A 19,096-nucleotide genomic window follows, 5' to 3' on the forward strand; every position below is an offset into this window, starting at 1 on the left:
CGTTTTTAGTCCTCGTCAACCACGACAGTTACTGTCTTATCTAATTTGATGGTATGGAGTACCCTGGTCTTTTCGCTATATACGACTACCCTGGTCTCATCCAGGTATTGGATCAGCCGGTAAGGAGAAGAGATCTGTACATATCTCCATTGGGTATAGAATTGTTCTGAAAGTATTTTTTCCTGTGGTAAGTAGGTGATGACAATCTCAATATCTGCGACCTTATCGATAAAGAAATATTCATTTGTTTTCAATACCTGTTGCGATGCAGGCTTGCTGTTGAGCTCTTTAATGGCAGTTTCCCTTAAAGCACTGGAAGACTGACTGGGATTTCTGTTGATCACATCTACAATCAGGTTATTCACTTCATTTTTAGTGGCCAGAAATTTTCCGTTCCCTGTTTTGATAATTTTAAAAAAGATTCTGAGTGGTTTCATTGCGGGAATTTGTTTTGTGCAAAGAAAGAAGTATTTGCATTTCCCGGCGAAAATATTTGAGTAAATGTCGGGGGCTAAGGCTGGAACCTGTATAGATTGCCCTTTTTGTAGAAAAAAAATCGATTGTAATAAAAATGGTAATGCATTTGACAATCCATTTCAATTAGCTTAGATTTGCACAAAAAAAAATAGATACATGAGTGTTTTAGTAAATAAGGATTCAAAAGTTATTGTTCAGGGTTTTACTGGAAATGAGGGTACTTATCATGCCTCTCAAATGATAGATTACGGAACTAACGTTGTTGGTGGTGTAACGCCAGGCAAAGGTGGCCAGACTCATTTAGACAGGCCCGTATTTAATACGGTAAAAGATGCGGTTGATAAAGCCGGTGCCAATGTATCTATCATTTTCGTTCCTCCGGCTTTTGCTGCAGATGCCATTATGGAAGCTGCTGAAGCAGGAATTAAAGTTATCGTTTGTATTACTGAAGGTATCCCTACAAAGGATATGATTCAGGTAAAAGAATATATTTCTGACAGGGATTGTCGTTTAATCGGTCCAAACTGCCCGGGTATCATCACTGCTGACGAAGCTAAAATTGGTATTATGCCAGGTTTTATCTTCAAAAAAGGTACAGTTGGTGTGGTATCTAAATCAGGTACTTTGACTTACGAAGCCGTTGATCAGGTAGTTAAAGCAGGTTTGGGAATTACTACAGCTATCGGTATCGGTGGTGACCCAATCATTGGTACAACTACTAAAGAAGCGGTTGAATTGTTGATGAATGATCCTGAAACTGAAGGTATTATCATGATCGGTGAAATCGGTGGTGGTATGGAAGCTGAAGCAGCGCTTTGGATCAAAGAACACGGTACTAAACCAGTTGTAGGATTCATCGCCGGACAAACTGCGCCTCCGGGACGTAGAATGGGCCATGCTGGTGCAATCGTTGGTGGTGCTGATGATACTGCTGCAGCAAAAATGAAAATTATGGCTGAATGTGGTATCCGTGTAGTAGAAAGTCCTGCTGAAATCGGTGATGCAATGGCTGAACTATTGGCTGAACCATTGAAGAAATAAGAAGATCTTCTTGTATAAATTCAAAAGCTCTGGTGAATTTCATCGGAGCTTTTTTTATTGGGATAAGTTTCTGGGATAAGGATGACCAAATTATGGCAGAGTACTAAAACTATGAAAAGACTTTAGCCGTATATTGTATAAAATAGAGGAGATGCATATGAAGACCCTGATCAACAAAACATTTATACTGGCAGGTTTGTTAGTTTTAACCAGCCTGATGGCTTGCGCCCAGCAGCAGAAAAAAGAAGATTCAAAAAAAACAACCAGGAATATGGAGTGGAATAAATTAACCAAAGAAGAAGAGGATGTGATTGTACGTAAGGGTACTGAATATCCGGGTACAGGGAAACTGTTGAATAACAAGGAAAAGGGCACCTATATCTGCAGACGTTGTAATGCGCCATTGTACCGTTCTGAGTCGAAATTTGAGTCGGAATGCGGGTGGCCAAGTTTCGACGATGAGATCAAAGGTGCGGTGGAAAGAATCGCTGATGCAGATGGCATGCGAACAGAGATTGTATGTGCAAATTGTAAGGCTCACCTGGGTCACGTATTTATTGGAGAAGGCTTCACCGCTAAAAATACACGTAACTGTGTGAACTCGGTCTCCATGAGTTTTGTGCCAGATAAGAAATAGTTTATTTTATAATGATATTGCTATGATGCCCGATGATAACTTGTCGGGCATTTCTTGTTTATCCGGGGGGAGTTTGCTTATGTTTGTCCTTTCACCAACAATTGTAAATATGAAGTATTGTTTATTTTTATGTTTTATGTTGTCTTTCGCGGGCATCTCTGCCCGGGAAAATTTCAGGAAGCAAGAGACAGAAGCAGACTCCACTGTTCGTACAAAAACAGGATATGCTACTTATTATGCCCGGAAATTTGAAGGACGCAAAACAACGAGTGGGGTGAGGTACCGTGCGAATAAAATGACTGCTGCACATTTGTCATTACCTTTCGGAACTGTAGTAAAAGTAACCAATTTATCTAACGGTAAATCTGTCGATGTAAAGGTAAACGACAGAGGTCCGCATAGTAAAAAATACATCATCGATCTTTCCGCAGGCGCAGCAAAAAAACTGGGCTTCTACAGGATGGGACATTCAAAGGTAGAGATCAGCTACCAGCTTCACAGAGAATAGCTTTTTTAACTTTAAAGCGGCTATAGTCAGTTTCCTAATATTTATTAACATTGCGGCCAAAGTTCCGGAATTGAAAAAAAGAAATAAATACCAATTTTCAAGGTAACTGGTATGTCAAATTCTGTTCAACGTGTTGATAAATATGACCGCTTGTTAACAACTTATGTACACGAATCAAGGTCCCAGACTTTATATTTGTTATTACAAAGTTCTTTAATAAATCACATCCAGATTTTTAGTTAAAGGTTTAATATTTAGTTGCTTAAGGTTGTTATAAGATTCGATTTCTTTTCATCTTTTTTAAACTAGGTATGGATTGCACGGCTGCTGGAATTTTTAAAGACTTTTCAATTATCCTATACATTTACCTATTAAAAAGATGCTTATGCAAGAAGAAGAAGTATTATTAAAAGAAAACAAAGATCGTTTTGTTCTTTTGCCGATTAAATATCCTGAAATCTGGGAAATGTATAAGAAGAGTGAAGCAAGTTTTTGGACGGCAGAGGAAATCGACCTTTCGGATGATCAGAAGCATTGGGACAATCTTAATGATGGTGAAAGACACTTTATTTCTCATATTTTAGCCTTCTTCTCTGCCAGCGACGGAATTGTAAATGAAAACCTTGCAGTGAACTTTATGAGTGAAGTTCAGCTTCCGGAAGCACGTTGCTTCTATGGGTTTCAAATCATGATGGAAAATATCCACTCTGAGACTTACGCCTTACTGATCGATACCTATATCAAAGATCCTGACGAAAAAGACAGGTTATTCCATGCCATAGAAACTGTTCCTTGTGTAAAGAGGAAAGCAGAATGGGCCTTGCGCTGGATTGACAACGGAAATTTTGCCGAACGTTTGGTTGCTTTTGCTGCGGTAGAAGGAATCTTCTTCAGTGGTAGCTTCTGCTCCATCTTCTGGTTGAAGAAACGTGGATTAATGCCGGGATTAACTTTCAGTAATGAGCTGATCTCAAGAGATGAAGGTTCACACTGTGAATTTGCCTGTCTGTTGTACGGTATGCTTAAAAATAAACTGAGCGAAGAGCAGGTTCATGGCATCATCCGCGATGCGGTTGAAATTGAAAAAGAATTTGTGACGGATGCACTTCCGGTAGCATTGATCGGAATGAACGCGAAGCTGATGTCTCAGTACATCGAGTTTGTGGCCGACAGATGGTTGCAGGAATTGGGATATACCAAAATATATAATGCGACAAATCCGTTTGATTTTATGGAGATGATCTCTCTTCAGGGAAAAACCAACTTCTTTGAGAAAAGAGTAGGGGATTACCAGAAGAGCGGCGTGCTGACTTCAACAGAAGATAAAGCAGCAGCATTCTCCTTAGACGACGACTTTTAAATAATTAGAAATTTGGTGCCGATGCTGACTTGCTCATCACAAGCCGATATGCACCTTTAAATACCTGAAAAATATGTTTGTAATAAAAAGAGATGGCCGTAAAGAAGCGGTAAGATTTGATAAGATCACCGCTCGTATCGAAAAATTATGTTATGGTTTTAACGTCGAACTGGTGGATCCGATCGATGTGGCTAAAAAGGTAATCGAAGGTTTATATGATGGAGTAACTACCTCAGAGCTGGATAACCTTGCCGCTGAAACTGCAGCTTCTTTAACCACAAAGCATCCTGATTACGCTTTACTGGCTTCCCGTATTGCTGTTTCCAATCTGCATAAAAACACGACAAAATCGTTCTCAAAAACGATGGAAATGTTGTATCTGTATGTAGATTCCAAAACAGATAAAAATGCGTCATTAATTGCTGATGATGTATGGGAAGTGATTAAAGAGCATGCAGATATTCTTGACAGTACCATCATTTACGACAGAGATTTTGGTTTTGATTACTTCGGTTTCAAAACATTAGAGAAATCATATCTGTTGAAAATTGAAGGTCAGATTGTAGAACGTCCTCAGCATTTATTCATGAGGGTTTCTGTAGGTATCCATAAAGGAGATATCGACAGCGTAATCAAAACTTACAACCTGATGAGTGAGCGTTGGTTTACACATGCGACACCAACCTTGTTTAATGCGGCTACACCAAAACCTCAAATGTCTTCTTGTTTCTTATTAACGATGCAGGATGATAGTATTGAAGGTATTTATGATACTTTAAAACAAACGGCTAAGATCTCACAAAGTGCAGGTGGTATCGGACTGAGCATTCACAATATCCGCGCAACAGGTTCTTATATTGGTGGTACCAATGGAACAAGCAACGGTATCGTTCCAATGTTAAAAGTGTTCAATGATACTGCACGTTACGTAGATCAGGGTGGAGGTAAACGTAAAGGTGCCTTTGCAATTTACTTAGAGCCTTGGCATGCAGATGTATTCAGTTTCCTTGACCTGCGTAAAAACCATGGTAAAGAAGAACTTCGTGCCCGTGATTTATTCTATGCACTTTGGGTTTGTGACTTGTTCATGAAACGTGTGGAAGAGAATGCAGACTGGAGTTTATTCTGTCCGCATGAAGCTCCGGGATTAGCGGATTGTTTCGGTAAAGAATTTGAAGATTTATACGAGCGTTACGAACAAGAAGGAAGAGCCCGTAAAACAATCAAAGCTCAGGAATTATGGTTCGCCATTCTGGATTCACAGATTGAAACCGGTACTCCTTATTTGTTGTATAAAGATGCTGCCAACAGTAAATCAAATCAGCAAAACCTGGGTACGATCAAAAGTTCCAACCTTTGTACTGAGATCATTGAGTATACCTCTAAAGATGAAGTTGCGGTATGTAACTTAGCTTCACTGGCTTTACCAAGATACGTGATCAATGGTGAGTTCGATCACCAGAGATTGTATGATGTAACTTATCAGGCGACTTTGAACCTGAATAAAATCATCGATTATAACTATTACCCTGTTGAAGAGGCTAAAAATTCCAACATGCGCCACAGACCAATTGGTTTAGGTGTGCAGGGATTGGCGGATGCCTTTATCTTAATGCGTTTACCTTTCGAAAGCGAAGGTGCACGTGAATTGAATAAAGAAATTTTCGAAACCATCTATTTCGCAGCAATGACTGCTTCACATGATCTTGCGGTAGTTAATGGCCCTTACCAGACTTTTAAAGGATCTCCTTTATCGAAAGGTAAATTCCAGTTTGACCTTTGGGATGTGAAACCAAGCAGCAACCGTTGGGATTGGGAAACATTACGCAAGAAAGTAGTAAAAGATGGGGTGTATAACTCACTGTTAGTAGCACCAATGCCTACTGCTTCTACTTCACAGATCCTAGGTAACAATGAGTGCTTTGAGCCTTATACTTCTAACATCTATACCAGAAGGGTATTGAGCGGAGAGTTCATCGTTGTGAACAAACACTTGTTGAAAGATCTTGTTGCTTTAGGTCTTTGGACCCCTGCAATGAAAGACAGGATCATTTTGGCGAACGGTTCTATCCAGGACATCGCTGAGATCCCTGATTATATCAAAGAATTGTACAAAACAGTTTGGGAGATTAAAATGCGTAGCATTATTGACATGGCTGCCGACAGAGGTGCTTATATCTGTCAGTCGCAATCCCTGAACTTGTTTATCAATGCACCGAATACTTCGAAACTGACTTCAATGCATTTCTACGCATGGAAGAAAGGATTGAAAACCGGTATGTATTACTTACGTACACAAGCGGCTTCTCAGGCAGTTAAATTTACTGTAGAGAACCAGGCTGGTAAAAATATGGAGCCGGTAATTCCGGAGCATATCGAGCAGGTAGTGGAAGAAATCACTGACGGACCGGTTTGTTCAATGGAAGAAGGCTGCATCAGCTGTTCAGGTTAATTCCTTCTAACAATTAATATATAAGGGGTAAGATTTCATCTTGCCCCTTTTTTGTATATGAGTTATCCACATTCAAGAAATGGGTTGTGAACAGCTTGTAAACATGTTATGTCTTGTTTTTTCACATTTAAAACATGATTATTCACGCTTATTAACGGTTTTGCATAGTTTGCTAACAGGTTCTTAACGCGTTCCCCACAGCATATTTACCGTTTCCCACATAGTTATCCACATGCTTTATGTCAGGTGCTTTTCACTTATTCACCTGTTTTCCACGTCACATTATTAGTTCCTCACAGCAATGAAAAGTTACTCACAGGTTCCCCACAGGTAGTGACTGGGTTACCCACAGTTTACAAACATACTATTCACAGGTTCCTCACAGCTTGTCAACAGGTTCCCCACAGGGTTATCAACATCGTTTCTTGTTCTATATAAGTGACTTATGTTTTTTACTAACTTTTTTATGGGTTTATTCAGGAATATATTTCTTCTTGAAACAGGGGGGACAAATGCTGGAAAAACAGTCAGTAAAGCAAATGTGGATTAAAAGAGCTGTGAACAACCTGCTGATTTTGCGATAAACAGGAGGATTGATTTGAGGCAAAAAACAAGGGTAATATTTTTGCATTATAGGTTTCCCACAGCTATTCTGACTTACCCACAGCTTATAAACAGGTTACAAACAGCTTCCTCACAGGTTGTAAACAGGTTCCCCACAGAGTTATCAACACCCTTTTTGATTGAAAATAAGCACTTTGTCATTTTTATTAACGCATCTACACCTTAAATCAGGATCTCGTATCTTTGTCAAATAATGGCCAAACACGAAATCATTCCCTGCGAGCGTTGCGGTACACCAATAGAGTGTAAGGCCAACTCCTACACCAAATGTCAGTGTAGTGTGGTTCAGCTCAATCTTAACGAAGTGCAATACATCAGCGAGCTTTACGATGGCTGTTTGTGTGCTAAATGCTTGTTTGAGCTTCAGGGAGAGTACAGGGAGATGGTGGCTTCCTGAAAAGAAATTATTTTCTGCTAACTTTGTCTCACAAAATTTCATAGAATGGCTAAAGTACAGGTTGGATTGGTGCAGATGAGTTGCACCGGTAATAAACAAGAGAATTTAGATAAGGCGATCGTTAAGATCAGAGAGATTGCCGCTATGGGCGCACAGGTGGTGTGCTTACAGGAACTATTTACTTCATTGTATTTCTGCGATGAAGAGAATTATGAAAACTTCAAACTGGCGGAATCTATTCCCGGCCCATCAACTGATGTGTTGTCGAAAGTAGCAGCTGAGCTGAATGTGGTCATCATTGCTTCTTTATTTGAGAAAAGAGCGGAAGGCTTATACCATAATACAACTGCTGTATTGGATGCTGATGGTGCTTACCTGGGTAAATATCGCAAGATGCATATCCCTGATGATCCTGGTTTTTATGAGAAGTTCTATTTCACTCCTGGTGATTTAGGTTATAAAGTATTCAAAACCAAATATGCTAAAATAGGCGTCCTGATCTGTTGGGACCAGTGGTATCCTGAAGCAGCACGTTTAACTGCTTTAATGGGGGCCGACTTCCTGGTTTATCCAACAGCAATTGGTTGGGCAACTACTCAGGATGAAGCGACTAATGTAGAACAATATAATGCATGGCAGACCATTCAGCGTTCTCATTCTATTGCAAATGGTGTTCCGGTAGTGAGCATCAACAGGGTAGGTGAAGAAGCAGGAGTGGCTTTCTGGGGAGGATCATTTGTATCTAATCCATTCGGAACGATATTGTATCAGGCAGACCATAGCAAAGAAGAATTAAAAGTAGTAGAATTAGACCTGTCAAAATCTGACAGTTACAGGACGCACTGGCCGTTTTTACGCGACAGACGTATCGATAGTTATTCACAAATCACCAAAAGATATATAGATGACGAATCTATTTAATGATAGCCCCAAAAAAGCAGGATACCGTTTTCCTGCAGAATGGGTAAAACACGAAGCAACCTGGTTAAGCTGGCCGCATAAGGAAGAATCCTGGCCGGGAAAACTGGAAACGATATATACTCCTTATTGCCAGTTTATCAAAATTGTAGCAGAAGGAGAGAAAGTAAGAATCAATGTTAATGATGAAGAGACCAAAGCTTTTGCCATTTCTGAACTGGAAAAGGTAGGCGCAGATCTGAATCAGGTTGAGTTTTATCTGAATCCAACCAATGATGCCTGGTGCAGGGATCACGGGCCTGCATTTTTATTAAATGAGGCAAAAGATCAGAAAGCAGTAGTAGACTGGGGGTACAATGCCTGGGGTGGTAAATATCCACCCTTTGACCTGGACGATGTGATTCCCACTAAAATCGCCAAACATTTTAACCATCCGCTTTATCTTCCTGAAATTGTGATGGAAGGTGGATCTGTTGAATTTAACGGTGCCGGAACTATTCTGACCACTACGGCTTGTTTATTAAACAAGAACAGAAATCCACACCTGACAAAGGAAGTGATTGAACAATACTTACTGGAATTTTATGGTGCTGAACAAGTACTTTGGCTCGGTGATGGGATTGTTGGAGACGATACGGACGGACATATCGATGATATCACCCGTTTTGTGAACGAAGATACCGTTTTAACGGTCGTGGAGAGTAATCCTCTGGATGAGAATTATATCCTGTTACAGGAGAACTTAGCGGCCCTGAAAGAGATGCGTTTGTTAAATGGTAAGCCATTGAACATTATTAAACTTCCTATGCCTTCACCGGTGATCCATGAGGATACCCGTTTACCAGCTTCTTATGCGAACTTCTATATTGCCAATACTTCGGTGATTGTGCCTACATTCAGAGATGTGAATGATGAGAAAGCGCTGAAGATCATTCAGGATGTTTTCCCGGATAGAAAGGTCGTGGGTATTGATTCTACGGATATCATCTGGGGATTGGGTAGTTTTCACTGTCTGAGTCAGCAGGAGCCGGCTATTTAAGCATTACAAACAACGAAACAGAAACAAAATATTTTCATAACCAAACATATTTACGATGAAATTACTAGAAGGAAAAACAGCATTAATCACCGGTGCTTCTAAAGGAATAGGCCGCAAGATTGCGGAGAAATTTGCGGAGCAGGGTGCAAACGTTGCTTTTACTTACCTGTCCTCAGTAGAAAAAGGTCAGGCATTGGAGCAGGAGCTGCAAAGCTTCGGTACTCAGGTTAAAGGATACCGTTCGGATGCTTCTAAATTTGATGAAGCGGAAAAACTTATCAATGATATCGTTGCTGATTTTGGCGCGTTGGATATCGTAGTGAACAATGCAGGGATCACTAAGGATGGTTTGTTGATGCGCATGAGTGAAGAGAACTGGGATGAGGTGATCAATGTGAACCTTAAATCTGTATTTAACGTTTCTAAAGCTGCTTCTAAAGTAATGATGAAAGCGCGTAAAGGGTCGATCATCAATATGAGTTCTGTAGTTGGTGTTCAGGGTAATGCTGGTCAGGCGAACTATGCGGCATCGAAAGCCGGAATCATCGGTTTCTCTAAATCTTTAGCGAAAGAATTGGGTTCCCGTAACATCCGCACCAATGTGGTTGCTCCGGGATTTATCCGTACTGAAATGACAGATGTACTGGATCCTAAAGTGGTTAAAGGATGGGAAGAAGGCATTCCATTGAAAAGAGCAGGAGAGCCTGAAGATGTAGCCAATGTTTGCGTGTTCTTAGCTTCAGATATGAGTGCTTACGTAACCGGACAGGTATTGTCTGTTTGCGGAGGGATGTTGTAATACTTTTTGCCTTTCAGGCGATACTTTATACTAAGAGGCCTTTTCATACTTTGATATGAAAAGGCCTTTTTTTGTTCTTTGTAGGCAACGTTTGTCCTCTTTAGGGAAATCATTAATATTTATGGCTTGCCGTTTGCATAATTGTAGTGTAATCTTAATTGAATTGCTGGTGGGGATGAATTATTGTGATAATGGTGTGTTGTATTGGGGAAATATAGCAGCAACATTGGGAAAAGTGTCAATGAACTTAAGCTATTGCAAGAAAAATGGAATAAAATATTAAAAATTGAAACACTATAAATCACAAAACATGAAAAAACAAATTTTAACACTCTTATGCGTTGCATTATTCCCATTCTTGTCTTCTGCACAAGACAAAGCTTCTGAATTTACTTTAACTTCAAATGGATTTATTAACTCCGCTGATTCTACAAAAAACTATGTGGTAGTGGATATGCAAGGTAAAAGCCAGCAGGATCTTTATAAGAAATCATTAATTTATTTATCCGGACTTTATGTTTCTCCAAAAGAAGTGTTAAGTACAATTGAGAATGAGAGTATTACCGTAAATTCGACGGCTAAGAATGCTATTAAGATGAAGGTCCTATTCCTGAACCCAAGCTGGGATGTGAACTATACCATCACTTTTCAATTTAAAGATGGAAAGTTGAGAATCGCAGATCCGACTGTCAACAGAATGTATACAACGACGGGAGATGTATCAAGAACTGCAACCATCAATCCAAGTGACGGTCAGAATAATAAAGAAATCTTCAATAGAAAAGGAGTCCTTAAAGAAAAGGACGGAAAAGAAAACCTTGAAAAGCTAATCAATAAATTTGTTGCCAATTACATTGCAGGAATAAATTCAGCAAAACAAGATAACTGGTAAGGACTTGTTTAATTTCTTGAAACACCCCTTTTCATCTGCTTTTAAAGTAGAGAAAGGGGGTGTTTTTTATTTAAAAGTATATTTTCCTCCTCTTTCTGAGGACTGAGGAAGTGTTTTGTTTTGTTCAAAATGCTGATAGGCTGGTTGAAGTCCGGTCCAGAATGTTTTTTGCCCGGGAAATTGAACCGCGAATTTATCCAGGTTTGCTTTGTTCATTTTAAAGGGAAAGATATGAACCGGAATTTTCGTTTGTCCGCTATTTTGTGCTTCCACGGCCAGGACATAGACTTCCCTGATCTTCTCATCTGTAAGTGGGATACAACCCACGGTTACACAATTCCCGTGGATGTAGATGTCTCCACCTGGACGTTTAGTGCCACTTCTTGTTTTATCCACTCCATTAGGGTAGTTTACACCTAAGGAAAGGTGGAAATTGCTCATAGGATTGAATACGTTAATGTAGTAAATGCCCTCTGGTGTTTGGTAGTCTCCTTCCTGCACTTTTGGTCCAAGTGTTCCGGAATGTGCACAAAACTTATAGGTCTTAAACAAACGGTATTCTTTATCCTTTATCTTTTTTGCCCAGACTTCCAGTATGCCTTCTGTTTTATAGGCGGCGAGGTACAATTGAAAAGGCCCGTCAAATTTTGCTGTTTTCAATTGATTTTGCAGTCTGATCCAGCTATCGTCATAAGCTGCCCTCACCCTGGGGAAAGTAAGTTGTTGTTGTTTAAATGTCAATTGTGCGTTTACCGAGCTGGTCATCATGGAAAAAAGTATCACCTGAAATAAGGTTTTCGTATAGTTTGATCGGGAGCGTATCATCGTTTCTTAATTGGTCTGGTTTTTATGAAAACAAATTAATCTTATTTTTTTAAAATTTAGCATCTTTACCCAAATACATATGGGCGATTCTTTCAATTTATATACAATGATGGCTTTAATAGGATGTCTTCTGCTGGGACTCCTGTTCGCATATGTGTCCTACGGGAAAACGGCTCATCTGGAACGCAAACTCCGGATTGGACTCGCCGCATTAAGGGCAGCCCTGGTCGCCCTGATCTGTGGTCTGTTATTTTTTCCTTTGGTAAAGCGGGTTAGTTATAACCTCGAAAAACCGCTGATCATTATTGGTCAGGATAACTCCCTATCGGTAGGGCATATTCAGCCTGCGGGCTTCAATAAACAGCAATATGAAAAAGATCTTCAGGCACTGGCGGATCAGCTGTCTGCAAAATATGAACTAAAGATTTATCATTTCAGCGATAGCATCAAGGCCGGCTTTGATTTCTCCAATAAAGGTAAACTCAGTAATGCGACAGCATTGTTTAACCGGCTGAATGACGAATATTTGAACCGTAATATTGGTGCTGTTATTTTGGCTTCCGATGGAATATTTAACCGTGGTGGCAGTCCGTTGTATGACCTGAATAAGCTTAAAGCACCGGTGTATACTATTGCGCTTGGGGATACCATTCCCAAAAGGGATTTAATGGTGGCAAATGTAAACCATAACAGCCTGGTATACCTGGATAATGAATTTACGATTGAAGTGCAGGTCGAGGCATTTGAAAGTAAAGGGGAAGAAACAAAACTGACGGTTTCTGAAAACGGAAAAACAGTACAGGAGAGCAAGGTTCAGATTGGAAGCAATGCTTTTGCAAAGACAGTCCCTGTAAAGCTGAAGGCCGCAAAGATAGGTCTGCAGAAATATACGGTACAGCTTAGTCGCTTAAGCAACGAAGTTTCGGAAAAGAACAATGCGCAAAATGTTTTTATAGAAGTCATCGATGCGAGGCAGAAGGTGTTGATTGCTGCAGGAGCAGCTCATCCTGATATCGCTACGATAAAACAAGCCATCACCGGAAATAAAAACTACGATTTAAAAGTCGCATTGGGTGAAGAGTTGAATGCCGTAAATGTAAACGATTATGGTCTGGTGATTTTATATCAGTTGCCGGATGTTCAGAACCATGGTGCTTCGTTCCTGCCCCGATTACAGCAAGCCAATATTCCGGTATGGTATATTCTTGGTGCACAAAGTGATGTAAGCAAGTTTAACCAGGTACAAAAATCCGTTAATTTTAACGGTAGCAACAGTACCATTCAGGAGGCTTTTCCCTATTTCAATTCCGACTTTACCACCTTTGATATTGACGCTGCATCGGCAAAACATATTGATGATTTTGATCCATTACTTGCTCCTTTCGGAAAAATTACCATTAACGGAAATGGTCTTGTCGCCCTGAACCAGCGGATTGGAAAAATTAAAACCCCATCACCACAGCTGCTTTTCCTGAATGAAAACGGTAAGAAGACAGGGTACCTGATTGGGGAAGGCTTATGGAGATGGAAGTTATCTGAAAGTAAGGATGGGCTGACAAGTTCTGTGGTAAATGGCTTGATTTCAAAAACGGTTCAATACCTTTCGGTAAAAGATGATAAACGGAAATTCAAGGCTTATCCTGCGAAAAATACCTTTGATGAGAATGAGAATGTGCTGATCAATGCCGTATTGTATAACGACAGCTATGTTGCGATCAATACGCCGGATGTCAATATTCAGATCAAAAATCAGGAAGGCAAGCTGTATAATTTTCTTTTCTCCAGAACAGAATCCGCTTATCAGCTGGACGCGGGGATGCTTCCTGCCGGAAACTATACATTTATTGCCAGCACCAATCTCGGGGGTAAAAAGCAGACTGCACAAGGAGCTTTTTATGTAAACGCGATGATTGCCGAGTATCAGCAAACCATAGCCAACCACCAGCTGTTGAACAATATGTCTGTACAGACCAATGGCAAAATGTATATGCCTCAAAACCTGCTGAACATACTGGGCGATATCTCAAAAAATGAAAACATCAAGACCCTGAGTTATGAAGACCGCAGATATGAGGAATTGATAAACTTCAAGTGGTTGTTTGTCGTGATCATCTTATTGCTTAGCTTGGAGTGGTTTTTCAGAAAGAGAAACGGCGAAATTTAATCTGTACAGGATATGGAAATCAGTACCATGCAAACCATTGAAACATTAGGGACGGTTGCCTTCTCGATCTCGGGCTCATTTGCTGCTATGCAGAGAAGACTGGATCCTTTTGGGGTATTGATCATTGCATTTGTGACTTCCATCGGTGGCGGTACGGTAAGGGATTTACTGATCGGAGATACGCCTGTAGCCTGGATGCGCGATGTCAACTACTGTTTACTGATCCTGCTTACCTCTCTGGCCACGATATTCTTTAAAACCCATATTAAAAAGTTTAAAGTGACGCTATTCCTGTTTGACTCCGCAGGATTGGGCTTGTTTACCATGCTGGGGATTCAGAAAGGGATTATGTTCGGACTCAGTCCGGGCATCTGTGTGGCACTTGGTACAATAACAGGCTGCTTTGGTGGGGTAATCAGAGATACGTTCTTAAACACGATCCCATTGATCTTTAGAAAGGAGATCTATGCGACTGCCTGTATCCTGGGAGGAGTGCTCTATTTCACACTTAAGTATTTCAACCTGAAAGAAGATGTGGCCAATATTTCGGTCATTGCTTTCATTTTTGTTTTCCGAATAGTGGTGGTAAAGTATAAGCTGACACTGCCTAAGTTCGGGTATTAGTCTTTAGGTGCTTCTTTAATGATGACAAATACGTCCTCATTGTCTTTTTTCATGAAATACTTTTCACGGGCAAATTTCTCTGCTGTATTCAAATTGGTATTCAGCTCGTTTAAGTCTTTTTTCACCGTAGCCGTTTCCCTTTCATAAAAATCCTTTTCCTCCTGAAGTTTATTCACTTCAGAGCGGAATTCGTATTGAGAGAGCATATCATTCTTGTCGAAAAACAGCATCCATACGATGAAAGCTGCCACAGACAGAAAGTATTTATTGCGTATCAGTTCCAGCAAACGTTCCATAATACAAAGATATAAATAAACCCTGATAAGCTAATCTAAGAAATAGCCCTGATAATCAAGGGATAAAATTATGATATAAAAAAAAACATCCGAGGGTTCTAAATCTCCGGATGTTTTCCAATGCAGTATTTTCCACATATTAACAAAAAAAGAAAAGGTGTTTTGAGGACATGCAAATCTTTCCTTCAAAAGATTTGAGGACGAAAAGCTCCTTTCCTTTTTTAAGCAATATTATTTTTTCTTCAAAAATTTGAAATCTTTACCGATGAAACGTGCTGCAGAACCTAATTCTTCTTCAATACGTAACAACTGGTTGTATTTCGCTATCCTGTCAGAACGTGAAGCAGAACCTGTTTTGATCTGACCACAGTTTAAAGCTACTGCTAAATCTGCAATCGTTGTATCTTCAGTTTCTCCACTTCTATGACTCATTACAGAAGTATAACCGTTAGTTTGTGCTAAACTTACTGCGTTAATGGTCTCAGTTAATGAACCGATCTGGTTTACTTTTACTAAGATAGAGTTTGCAGTATCAGTATCAATACCTCTTTGCAGACGTTTTACGTTAGTTACGAATAAATCATCACCAACCAACTGAACACGGTCGCCGATTTTCTCAGTTAACAATTTCCATCCAGCCCAGTCATCTTCTCCCATACCATCTTCAATAGAGATGATTGGATATTTTGCTGCCAGTTGAGCAAGATATTCTGCTTGTTCTTCGCTGGTACGGATTGCACCTTTATCGCCTTCAAATTTAGTATAATCGTATTTACCATCTTTGTAGAACTCAGAAGCAGCACAGTCAAATGCAAGGTAGATTTGCTCACCTGCTTTGTAACCTGCTTTTTCAATCGCCTGAATAATGGTTTCCACTGCATCTTCTGTACCTTCAAAAGTTGGTGCAAAACCACCTTCATCACCTACAGCAGTAGAAAGACCTCTATCATGTAAGATTGCTTTTAAGTTATGGAATACTTCTGTTCCCCATCTTAATGCTTCAGAGAAAGAAGAAGCACCAACCGGCATGATCATGAATTCCTGGAAAGCGATAGGGGCATCAGAGTGAGAACCACCATTTACGATGTTCATCATCGGAATAGGAAGGATGTTGGCATTAACACCTCCGATATAACGGTACAAAGGCTGACGGCTTTCCTGAGCTGCAGCTTTGGCAACAGCTAAAGAAACACCTAAAATAGCATTGGCACCAAGGTTTCCTTTATTTTCTGTTCCGTCCAGCTTGATCAATAAGCTATCGATTGCATTTTGTTCAAATACATCAATACCTCTTAATTCATCTGCAATTTTATCATTTACATTGGCAACGGCCTTTAAAACACCTTTACCCATGTATACAGATTTATCATTATCACGAAGCTCTACAGCTTCATGGATACCTGTTGAAGCGCCGGAAGGCACTGCAGCACGACCAAGAACGCCATTTTCTGTCATTACATCTACTTCAATAGTAGGATTTCCTCTTGAATCAAGGATTTGTCTGGCGTGAACATCAATTATTAAACTCATTTTTATCGGATTTTATTTGTTAATCAGCCTTAGTGTAAATATTACAATTACTACTGCGATATCCAAAGTTAAAAATTAAACACAAAAAAGTCGTAATTAATTTAATTACGACTTTTTTGTAGGTATGAGCCTATGTTTTAGTGATTTAAAATCTATGTTGTTTCTGGTTTAGCGGCAAAAACTGCTTTATATACCAATCCGGCTAAAATCGCACCTGCGATAGGGGCAACCCAGAACAACCATAACTGGCCTACTGCTTCGCCACCAACAAATAAAGCCTGACTTGTGCTTCTTGCCGGGTTCACAGAAGTATTGGTTACCGGAATGCTGATCAGGTGGATTAAGGTTAATCCCAATCCGATCGCCAAACCTGCAAAACCTTTTGGTGCTCTTTCATCTGTAGCACCTAAAATGATCAACAGAAAGATAAAGGTCATGACCACTTCGGTTACCAAAGCTGCGGTCATGCTGTATTTACCGGGAGAGAGGTCGCCGTAGCCATTCGTAGCAAATCCGCCTATGGAACTTCCGTTACCGGTTGCGATGACATACAGTACACCTGCAGCAGCAATTCCACCCAGAACCTGTGATATAATATAAGGAATCAGTTCTTTCCCGTCGAAACGTCCGCCAATCCATAAGCCGATTGAAACGGCAGGGTTAAGGTGTGCACCTGAGATGTGTCCCAATGCATAAGCGATGGTGACTACTGTTAATCCAAACGCAAGGGCTACTCCGGCAAAGCCGATTCCTGCTCCGGGATAATTACAGGCCAGAACAGCGCTTCCGCAACCGCCAAGAACCAACCAAAATGTTCCGATAAATTCTGCTACAAGTTTTTTCATTTTTCTACATTGTTTATGATGAGTGTTCAATAGATGTTTATAAATGGAATTTAACAACAAATATTCAATATTCCTAATGAGAATATAGGGTATTATGGTTTTCGTGGCGCAGCTATCGGCAGGGTTACAGTTTAATCCTGACGTAAATAGAATATTTCACTAAAATAGCTTACGCCGGTGTCAATAGATGTGATTTTCAATCTTCCTTCACTCTTGAAATTCGTAGATTCATTCGTCCATTTAAGAGCAACCAGTGTTTGTTTTAATAAGCCTGTATTTGGAGTACTTGGGACGACTTCTCGTATTAACGATTGCTGATCAGATGAATAAAATTCTATTTTCACATTATTTCCCTGGAAGCTGGTCGTATTCCATTTGACATCGGTAATATAGTCGTACCAATTGATGTCCATAGAGCCTGAAAGTGGTTTTATATGTCCAAAATCGGCGCAGGTTCCATGTAGGTTAGCTTGATTCTGGCCATTTAAAAGAATATCATTCTCTGCCTTTTGGTTAGCATCTGCCTGAGATATTGTGGAGGAATAGGTCAATGCAAGTACTGTGTAGGTGTATCCTGTGGAAGGTTCGCTCCCTGGCGGACAGTTATTCTTTGTGAAATACCTTGATTTGGCATCATTAGTGTAATAAGTTACCGGGTATTCAAAATCATAATTTACAGATAAATAGGCTGTTTTGCTCCAATTGCTGGAAGGTACACCTGGAGGATGAGGTTCATACACAAGCACAATCTTTTGACCGCTTATTAATTTTGAATTGTCAATTTTTGCCGTAAATTCTTTGGTCAATGATGACTCATAGGCTTTGAAATCTGCATTTGTAATAGTGGCGGAGCCTTCAAACCAGACATAACCTTTATCATACATGCCTAATCCCATTCCAATATTAACTGGATACCAATTGAAATCGGTTGGATTTGGAGCTTGGTTATTTGGATCAATGGAGCGGACAATTGTTACCTTATACTTCACATTAGTAATGCCTGTAGTACTGAGTTTAATTTTACCTGAGGGAGTTAGGGATGTTGCATCAACACTTAAATTTGAAATACTTCCATATACGCCCTGAGCCTGGGATGGATGGTAAATAAGAAAAGAAAGGGCGAGTAAGAATACATGCTTTAGGTATTTCATAGCGCTTGGTTTTTTGAGTTTTCCTGCATTCTGAGTTCCTGTTCTTTTATTGAGTTTTCGTGCATTTTCATTAACTCATCTTTTTTTACCTGATCTACTCCCCAAAGCGAAAACTGTTCGGTTTCCTTGTTGTATTGAATATCAGAAGGCTGCACGTTAATTAACTTTGCAAAAAAAATAGTTAATGTCTCAACTTCAGTCTCTTTTTCCGGGGCGGAAAGAACCTCTTTCTCGGGTTCAATTTTTTCCTTTTTGCAGCCAATCGCCACTGCCATTAGGGAGGTCGCCAATAGGGTAACCTGGACCATTTCTTTTAGTGTTTTTTTCATAAAGTTTTTTGCTTTTTATATTACCTAAGGTAAGATGAGCGTAGTAACTTAAATGTTAATGTTCTATTAAGTTCTTGACTTTATGGAAAATTAATTCTAAAATAGAATTCTAAAATTAATCAAGCATCTTTGTGGTGACTCTCTATTAACATAAAAAGTATCCTTTCCATGAGAAAAGGATACTTTTA

The 19,096-nt window shown here is 39.8% G+C and carries 19 protein-coding genes; 12 read left to right on the forward strand and 7 right to left on the reverse strand.

Annotated features, from left to right (window positions below):
- Positions 1–5: 5 nt before the first annotated feature.
- Positions 6–437, reverse strand: a complete 432-nt coding sequence (locus BLQ87_RS27870) for a hypothetical protein (RefSeq protein ID WP_074612185.1) — start codon at positions 435–437, stop codon at positions 6–8.
- Between the two features lie 196 nt (positions 438–633).
- Between BLQ87_RS27870 and sucD the strand changes: the two genes are divergently transcribed.
- From sucD to BLQ87_RS27920, 10 genes are all read left to right on the forward strand, one after another.
- Positions 634–1,518 carry a succinate--CoA ligase subunit alpha gene (gene sucD / locus BLQ87_RS27875; RefSeq protein WP_074612186.1) on the forward strand — a complete coding sequence of 295 codons (885 nt, stop codon included), beginning with the start codon at positions 634–636 and terminating at the stop codon, positions 1,516–1,518.
- Between the two features lie 157 nt (positions 1,519–1,675).
- Positions 1,676–2,155, forward strand: a complete 480-nt coding sequence (locus BLQ87_RS27880) for a methionine-R-sulfoxide reductase (RefSeq protein ID WP_083362090.1) — start codon at positions 1,676–1,678, stop codon at positions 2,153–2,155.
- 109 nt (positions 2,156–2,264) lie between these two features.
- The gene (locus tag BLQ87_RS27885) at positions 2,265–2,663 is read left to right on the forward strand and encodes a septal ring lytic transglycosylase RlpA family protein (protein ID WP_074612187.1); all 399 of its coding nucleotides are present in this window, start codon (positions 2,265–2,267) and stop codon (positions 2,661–2,663) included.
- A 385-nt stretch (positions 2,664–3,048) separates the two neighbouring features.
- Positions 3,049–4,023, forward strand: coding sequence for a ribonucleoside-diphosphate reductase small subunit (locus BLQ87_RS27890; protein ID WP_069382420.1), 975 nt, complete (start codon positions 3,049–3,051; stop codon positions 4,021–4,023).
- A 73-nt stretch (positions 4,024–4,096) separates the two neighbouring features.
- Positions 4,097–6,475, forward strand: a complete 2,379-nt coding sequence (locus BLQ87_RS27895) for a ribonucleoside-diphosphate reductase subunit alpha (RefSeq protein ID WP_074612188.1) — start codon at positions 4,097–4,099, stop codon at positions 6,473–6,475.
- Positions 6,476–7,292: 817 nt separating this feature from the next.
- Positions 7,293–7,496 (forward strand): cysteine-rich CWC family protein, encoded by a 204-nt coding sequence (locus BLQ87_RS27900; RefSeq protein ID WP_074612189.1) that lies wholly within the window; start codon positions 7,293–7,295, stop codon positions 7,494–7,496.
- Between the two features lie 45 nt (positions 7,497–7,541).
- Positions 7,542–8,417, forward strand: a complete 876-nt coding sequence (locus tag BLQ87_RS27905) for a carbon-nitrogen hydrolase (RefSeq protein WP_074612190.1) — start codon at positions 7,542–7,544, stop codon at positions 8,415–8,417.
- Complete coding sequence (locus tag BLQ87_RS27910; RefSeq protein WP_074612191.1) at positions 8,401–9,453, forward strand: agmatine deiminase family protein; 1,053 nt, start codon at positions 8,401–8,403, stop codon at positions 9,451–9,453. Before BLQ87_RS27905 ends, BLQ87_RS27910 begins: the two co-directional genes overlap by 17 nt.
- Before the next feature lie 55 nt (positions 9,454–9,508).
- Positions 9,509–10,252, forward strand: a complete 744-nt coding sequence (fabG, locus tag BLQ87_RS27915; protein ID WP_074612192.1) for a 3-oxoacyl-[acyl-carrier-protein] reductase — start codon at positions 9,509–9,511, stop codon at positions 10,250–10,252.
- A 310-nt stretch (positions 10,253–10,562) separates the two neighbouring features.
- On the forward strand, positions 10,563–11,144 hold the full coding sequence (locus tag BLQ87_RS27920; protein WP_074612193.1) for a DUF4468 domain-containing protein: 582 nt from the start codon (positions 10,563–10,565) through the stop codon (positions 11,142–11,144).
- A gap of 66 nt (positions 11,145–11,210) precedes the next feature.
- On the opposite strand, the gene BLQ87_RS27925 is transcribed toward BLQ87_RS27920, so the two are convergent.
- A complete protein-coding gene (locus tag BLQ87_RS27925) occupies positions 11,211–11,969 on the reverse strand; it encodes a L,D-transpeptidase family protein (RefSeq protein WP_083362091.1) in 759 nt (252 codons plus the stop codon).
- 106 nt (positions 11,970–12,075) lie between these two features.
- Here BLQ87_RS27925 and BLQ87_RS33905 point away from each other — a divergent pair, with 106 nt between their 5' ends.
- Positions 12,076–14,133 carry a hypothetical protein gene (locus BLQ87_RS33905; protein WP_245723944.1) on the forward strand — a complete coding sequence of 686 codons (2,058 nt, stop codon included), beginning with the start codon at positions 12,076–12,078 and terminating at the stop codon, positions 14,131–14,133.
- Between the two features lie 12 nt (positions 14,134–14,145).
- Positions 14,146–14,757 (forward strand): trimeric intracellular cation channel family protein, encoded by a 612-nt coding sequence (locus BLQ87_RS27935; protein WP_074612195.1) that lies wholly within the window; start codon positions 14,146–14,148, stop codon positions 14,755–14,757.
- Here BLQ87_RS27935 and BLQ87_RS27940 read toward each other — a convergent pair.
- From BLQ87_RS27940 to BLQ87_RS27960, 5 genes are all read right to left on the reverse strand, one after another.
- On the reverse strand, positions 14,754–15,053 hold the full coding sequence (locus BLQ87_RS27940; protein ID WP_074612196.1) for an FtsB family cell division protein: 300 nt from the start codon (positions 15,051–15,053) through the stop codon (positions 14,754–14,756). The genes BLQ87_RS27935 and BLQ87_RS27940 overlap by 4 nt on opposite strands.
- Positions 15,054–15,284: 231 nt before the next feature.
- Complete coding sequence (gene eno, locus BLQ87_RS27945) at positions 15,285–16,583, reverse strand: phosphopyruvate hydratase (RefSeq protein WP_074612197.1); 1,299 nt, start codon at positions 16,581–16,583, stop codon at positions 15,285–15,287.
- 152 nt (positions 16,584–16,735) lie between these two features.
- Positions 16,736–17,428 carry an aquaporin Z gene (aqpZ, locus tag BLQ87_RS27950; protein WP_074612198.1) on the reverse strand — a complete coding sequence of 231 codons (693 nt, stop codon included), beginning with the start codon at positions 17,426–17,428 and terminating at the stop codon, positions 16,736–16,738.
- A 131-nt stretch (positions 17,429–17,559) separates the two neighbouring features.
- Entirely contained in the window at positions 17,560–18,579 is a 1,020-nt protein-coding gene (locus tag BLQ87_RS27955; protein WP_074612199.1) for a DUF5977 domain-containing protein, read from the reverse strand.
- Positions 18,576–18,908: a hypothetical protein gene (locus BLQ87_RS27960; RefSeq protein WP_074612200.1), complete on the reverse strand. Its 333-nt coding sequence runs from the start codon at positions 18,906–18,908 to the stop codon at positions 18,576–18,578. The genes BLQ87_RS27955 and BLQ87_RS27960 overlap by 4 nt, the downstream gene beginning before the upstream one ends.
- Between the last annotated feature and the right edge of the window lie 188 nt (positions 18,909–19,096).

Origin of the sequence: Pedobacter steynii (genome assembly GCF_900103665.1) — a bacterium.
GTDB classification, from domain to species: Bacteria; Bacteroidota; Bacteroidia; order Sphingobacteriales; family Sphingobacteriaceae; genus Pedobacter; species Pedobacter steynii.

Excerpts from the sequence above, each read along its gene's own strand:
- BLQ87_RS27880 (WP_083362090.1), top strand. The coding sequence starts at position 1,676 with ATGAAGACCCTGATCAACAAAACATTTATACTGGCAGGTTTGTTAGTT.
- BLQ87_RS27890 (WP_069382420.1), top strand. The coding sequence starts at position 3,049 with ATGCAAGAAGAAGAAGTATTATTAAAAGAAAACAAAGATCGTTTTGTT.
- BLQ87_RS27895 (WP_074612188.1), top strand. The coding sequence starts at position 4,097 with ATGTTTGTAATAAAAAGAGATGGCCGTAAAGAAGCGGTAAGATTTGAT.
- sucD (WP_074612186.1), top strand. The coding sequence starts at position 634 with ATGAGTGTTTTAGTAAATAAGGATTCAAAAGTTATTGTTCAGGGTTTT.
- BLQ87_RS27940 (WP_074612196.1), bottom strand. The coding sequence starts at position 15,053 with ATGGAACGTTTGCTGGAACTGATACGCAATAAATACTTTCTGTCTGTG.
- BLQ87_RS27905 (WP_074612190.1), top strand. The coding sequence starts at position 7,542 with ATGGCTAAAGTACAGGTTGGATTGGTGCAGATGAGTTGCACCGGTAAT.
- BLQ87_RS27885 (WP_074612187.1), top strand. The coding sequence starts at position 2,265 with ATGAAGTATTGTTTATTTTTATGTTTTATGTTGTCTTTCGCGGGCATC.
- BLQ87_RS27925 (WP_083362091.1), bottom strand. The coding sequence starts at position 11,969 with ATGATACGCTCCCGATCAAACTATACGAAAACCTTATTTCAGGTGATA.
- BLQ87_RS33905 (WP_245723944.1), top strand. The coding sequence starts at position 12,076 with ATGATGGCTTTAATAGGATGTCTTCTGCTGGGACTCCTGTTCGCATAT.
- BLQ87_RS27920 (WP_074612193.1), top strand. The coding sequence starts at position 10,563 with ATGAAAAAACAAATTTTAACACTCTTATGCGTTGCATTATTCCCATTC.
- BLQ87_RS27870 (WP_074612185.1), bottom strand. The coding sequence starts at position 437 with ATGAAACCACTCAGAATCTTTTTTAAAATTATCAAAACAGGGAACGGA.
- aqpZ (WP_074612198.1), bottom strand. The coding sequence starts at position 17,428 with ATGAAAAAACTTGTAGCAGAATTTATCGGAACATTTTGGTTGGTTCTT.
- BLQ87_RS27910 (WP_074612191.1), top strand. The coding sequence starts at position 8,401 with ATGACGAATCTATTTAATGATAGCCCCAAAAAAGCAGGATACCGTTTT.
- eno (WP_074612197.1), bottom strand. The coding sequence starts at position 16,583 with ATGAGTTTAATAATTGATGTTCACGCCAGACAAATCCTTGATTCAAGA.
- BLQ87_RS27960 (WP_074612200.1), bottom strand. The coding sequence starts at position 18,908 with ATGAAAAAAACACTAAAAGAAATGGTCCAGGTTACCCTATTGGCGACC.
- BLQ87_RS27955 (WP_074612199.1), bottom strand. The coding sequence starts at position 18,579 with ATGAAATACCTAAAGCATGTATTCTTACTCGCCCTTTCTTTTCTTATT.
- BLQ87_RS27935 (WP_074612195.1), top strand. The coding sequence starts at position 14,146 with ATGGAAATCAGTACCATGCAAACCATTGAAACATTAGGGACGGTTGCC.
- fabG (WP_074612192.1), top strand. The coding sequence starts at position 9,509 with ATGAAATTACTAGAAGGAAAAACAGCATTAATCACCGGTGCTTCTAAA.
- BLQ87_RS27900 (WP_074612189.1), top strand. The coding sequence starts at position 7,293 with ATGGCCAAACACGAAATCATTCCCTGCGAGCGTTGCGGTACACCAATA.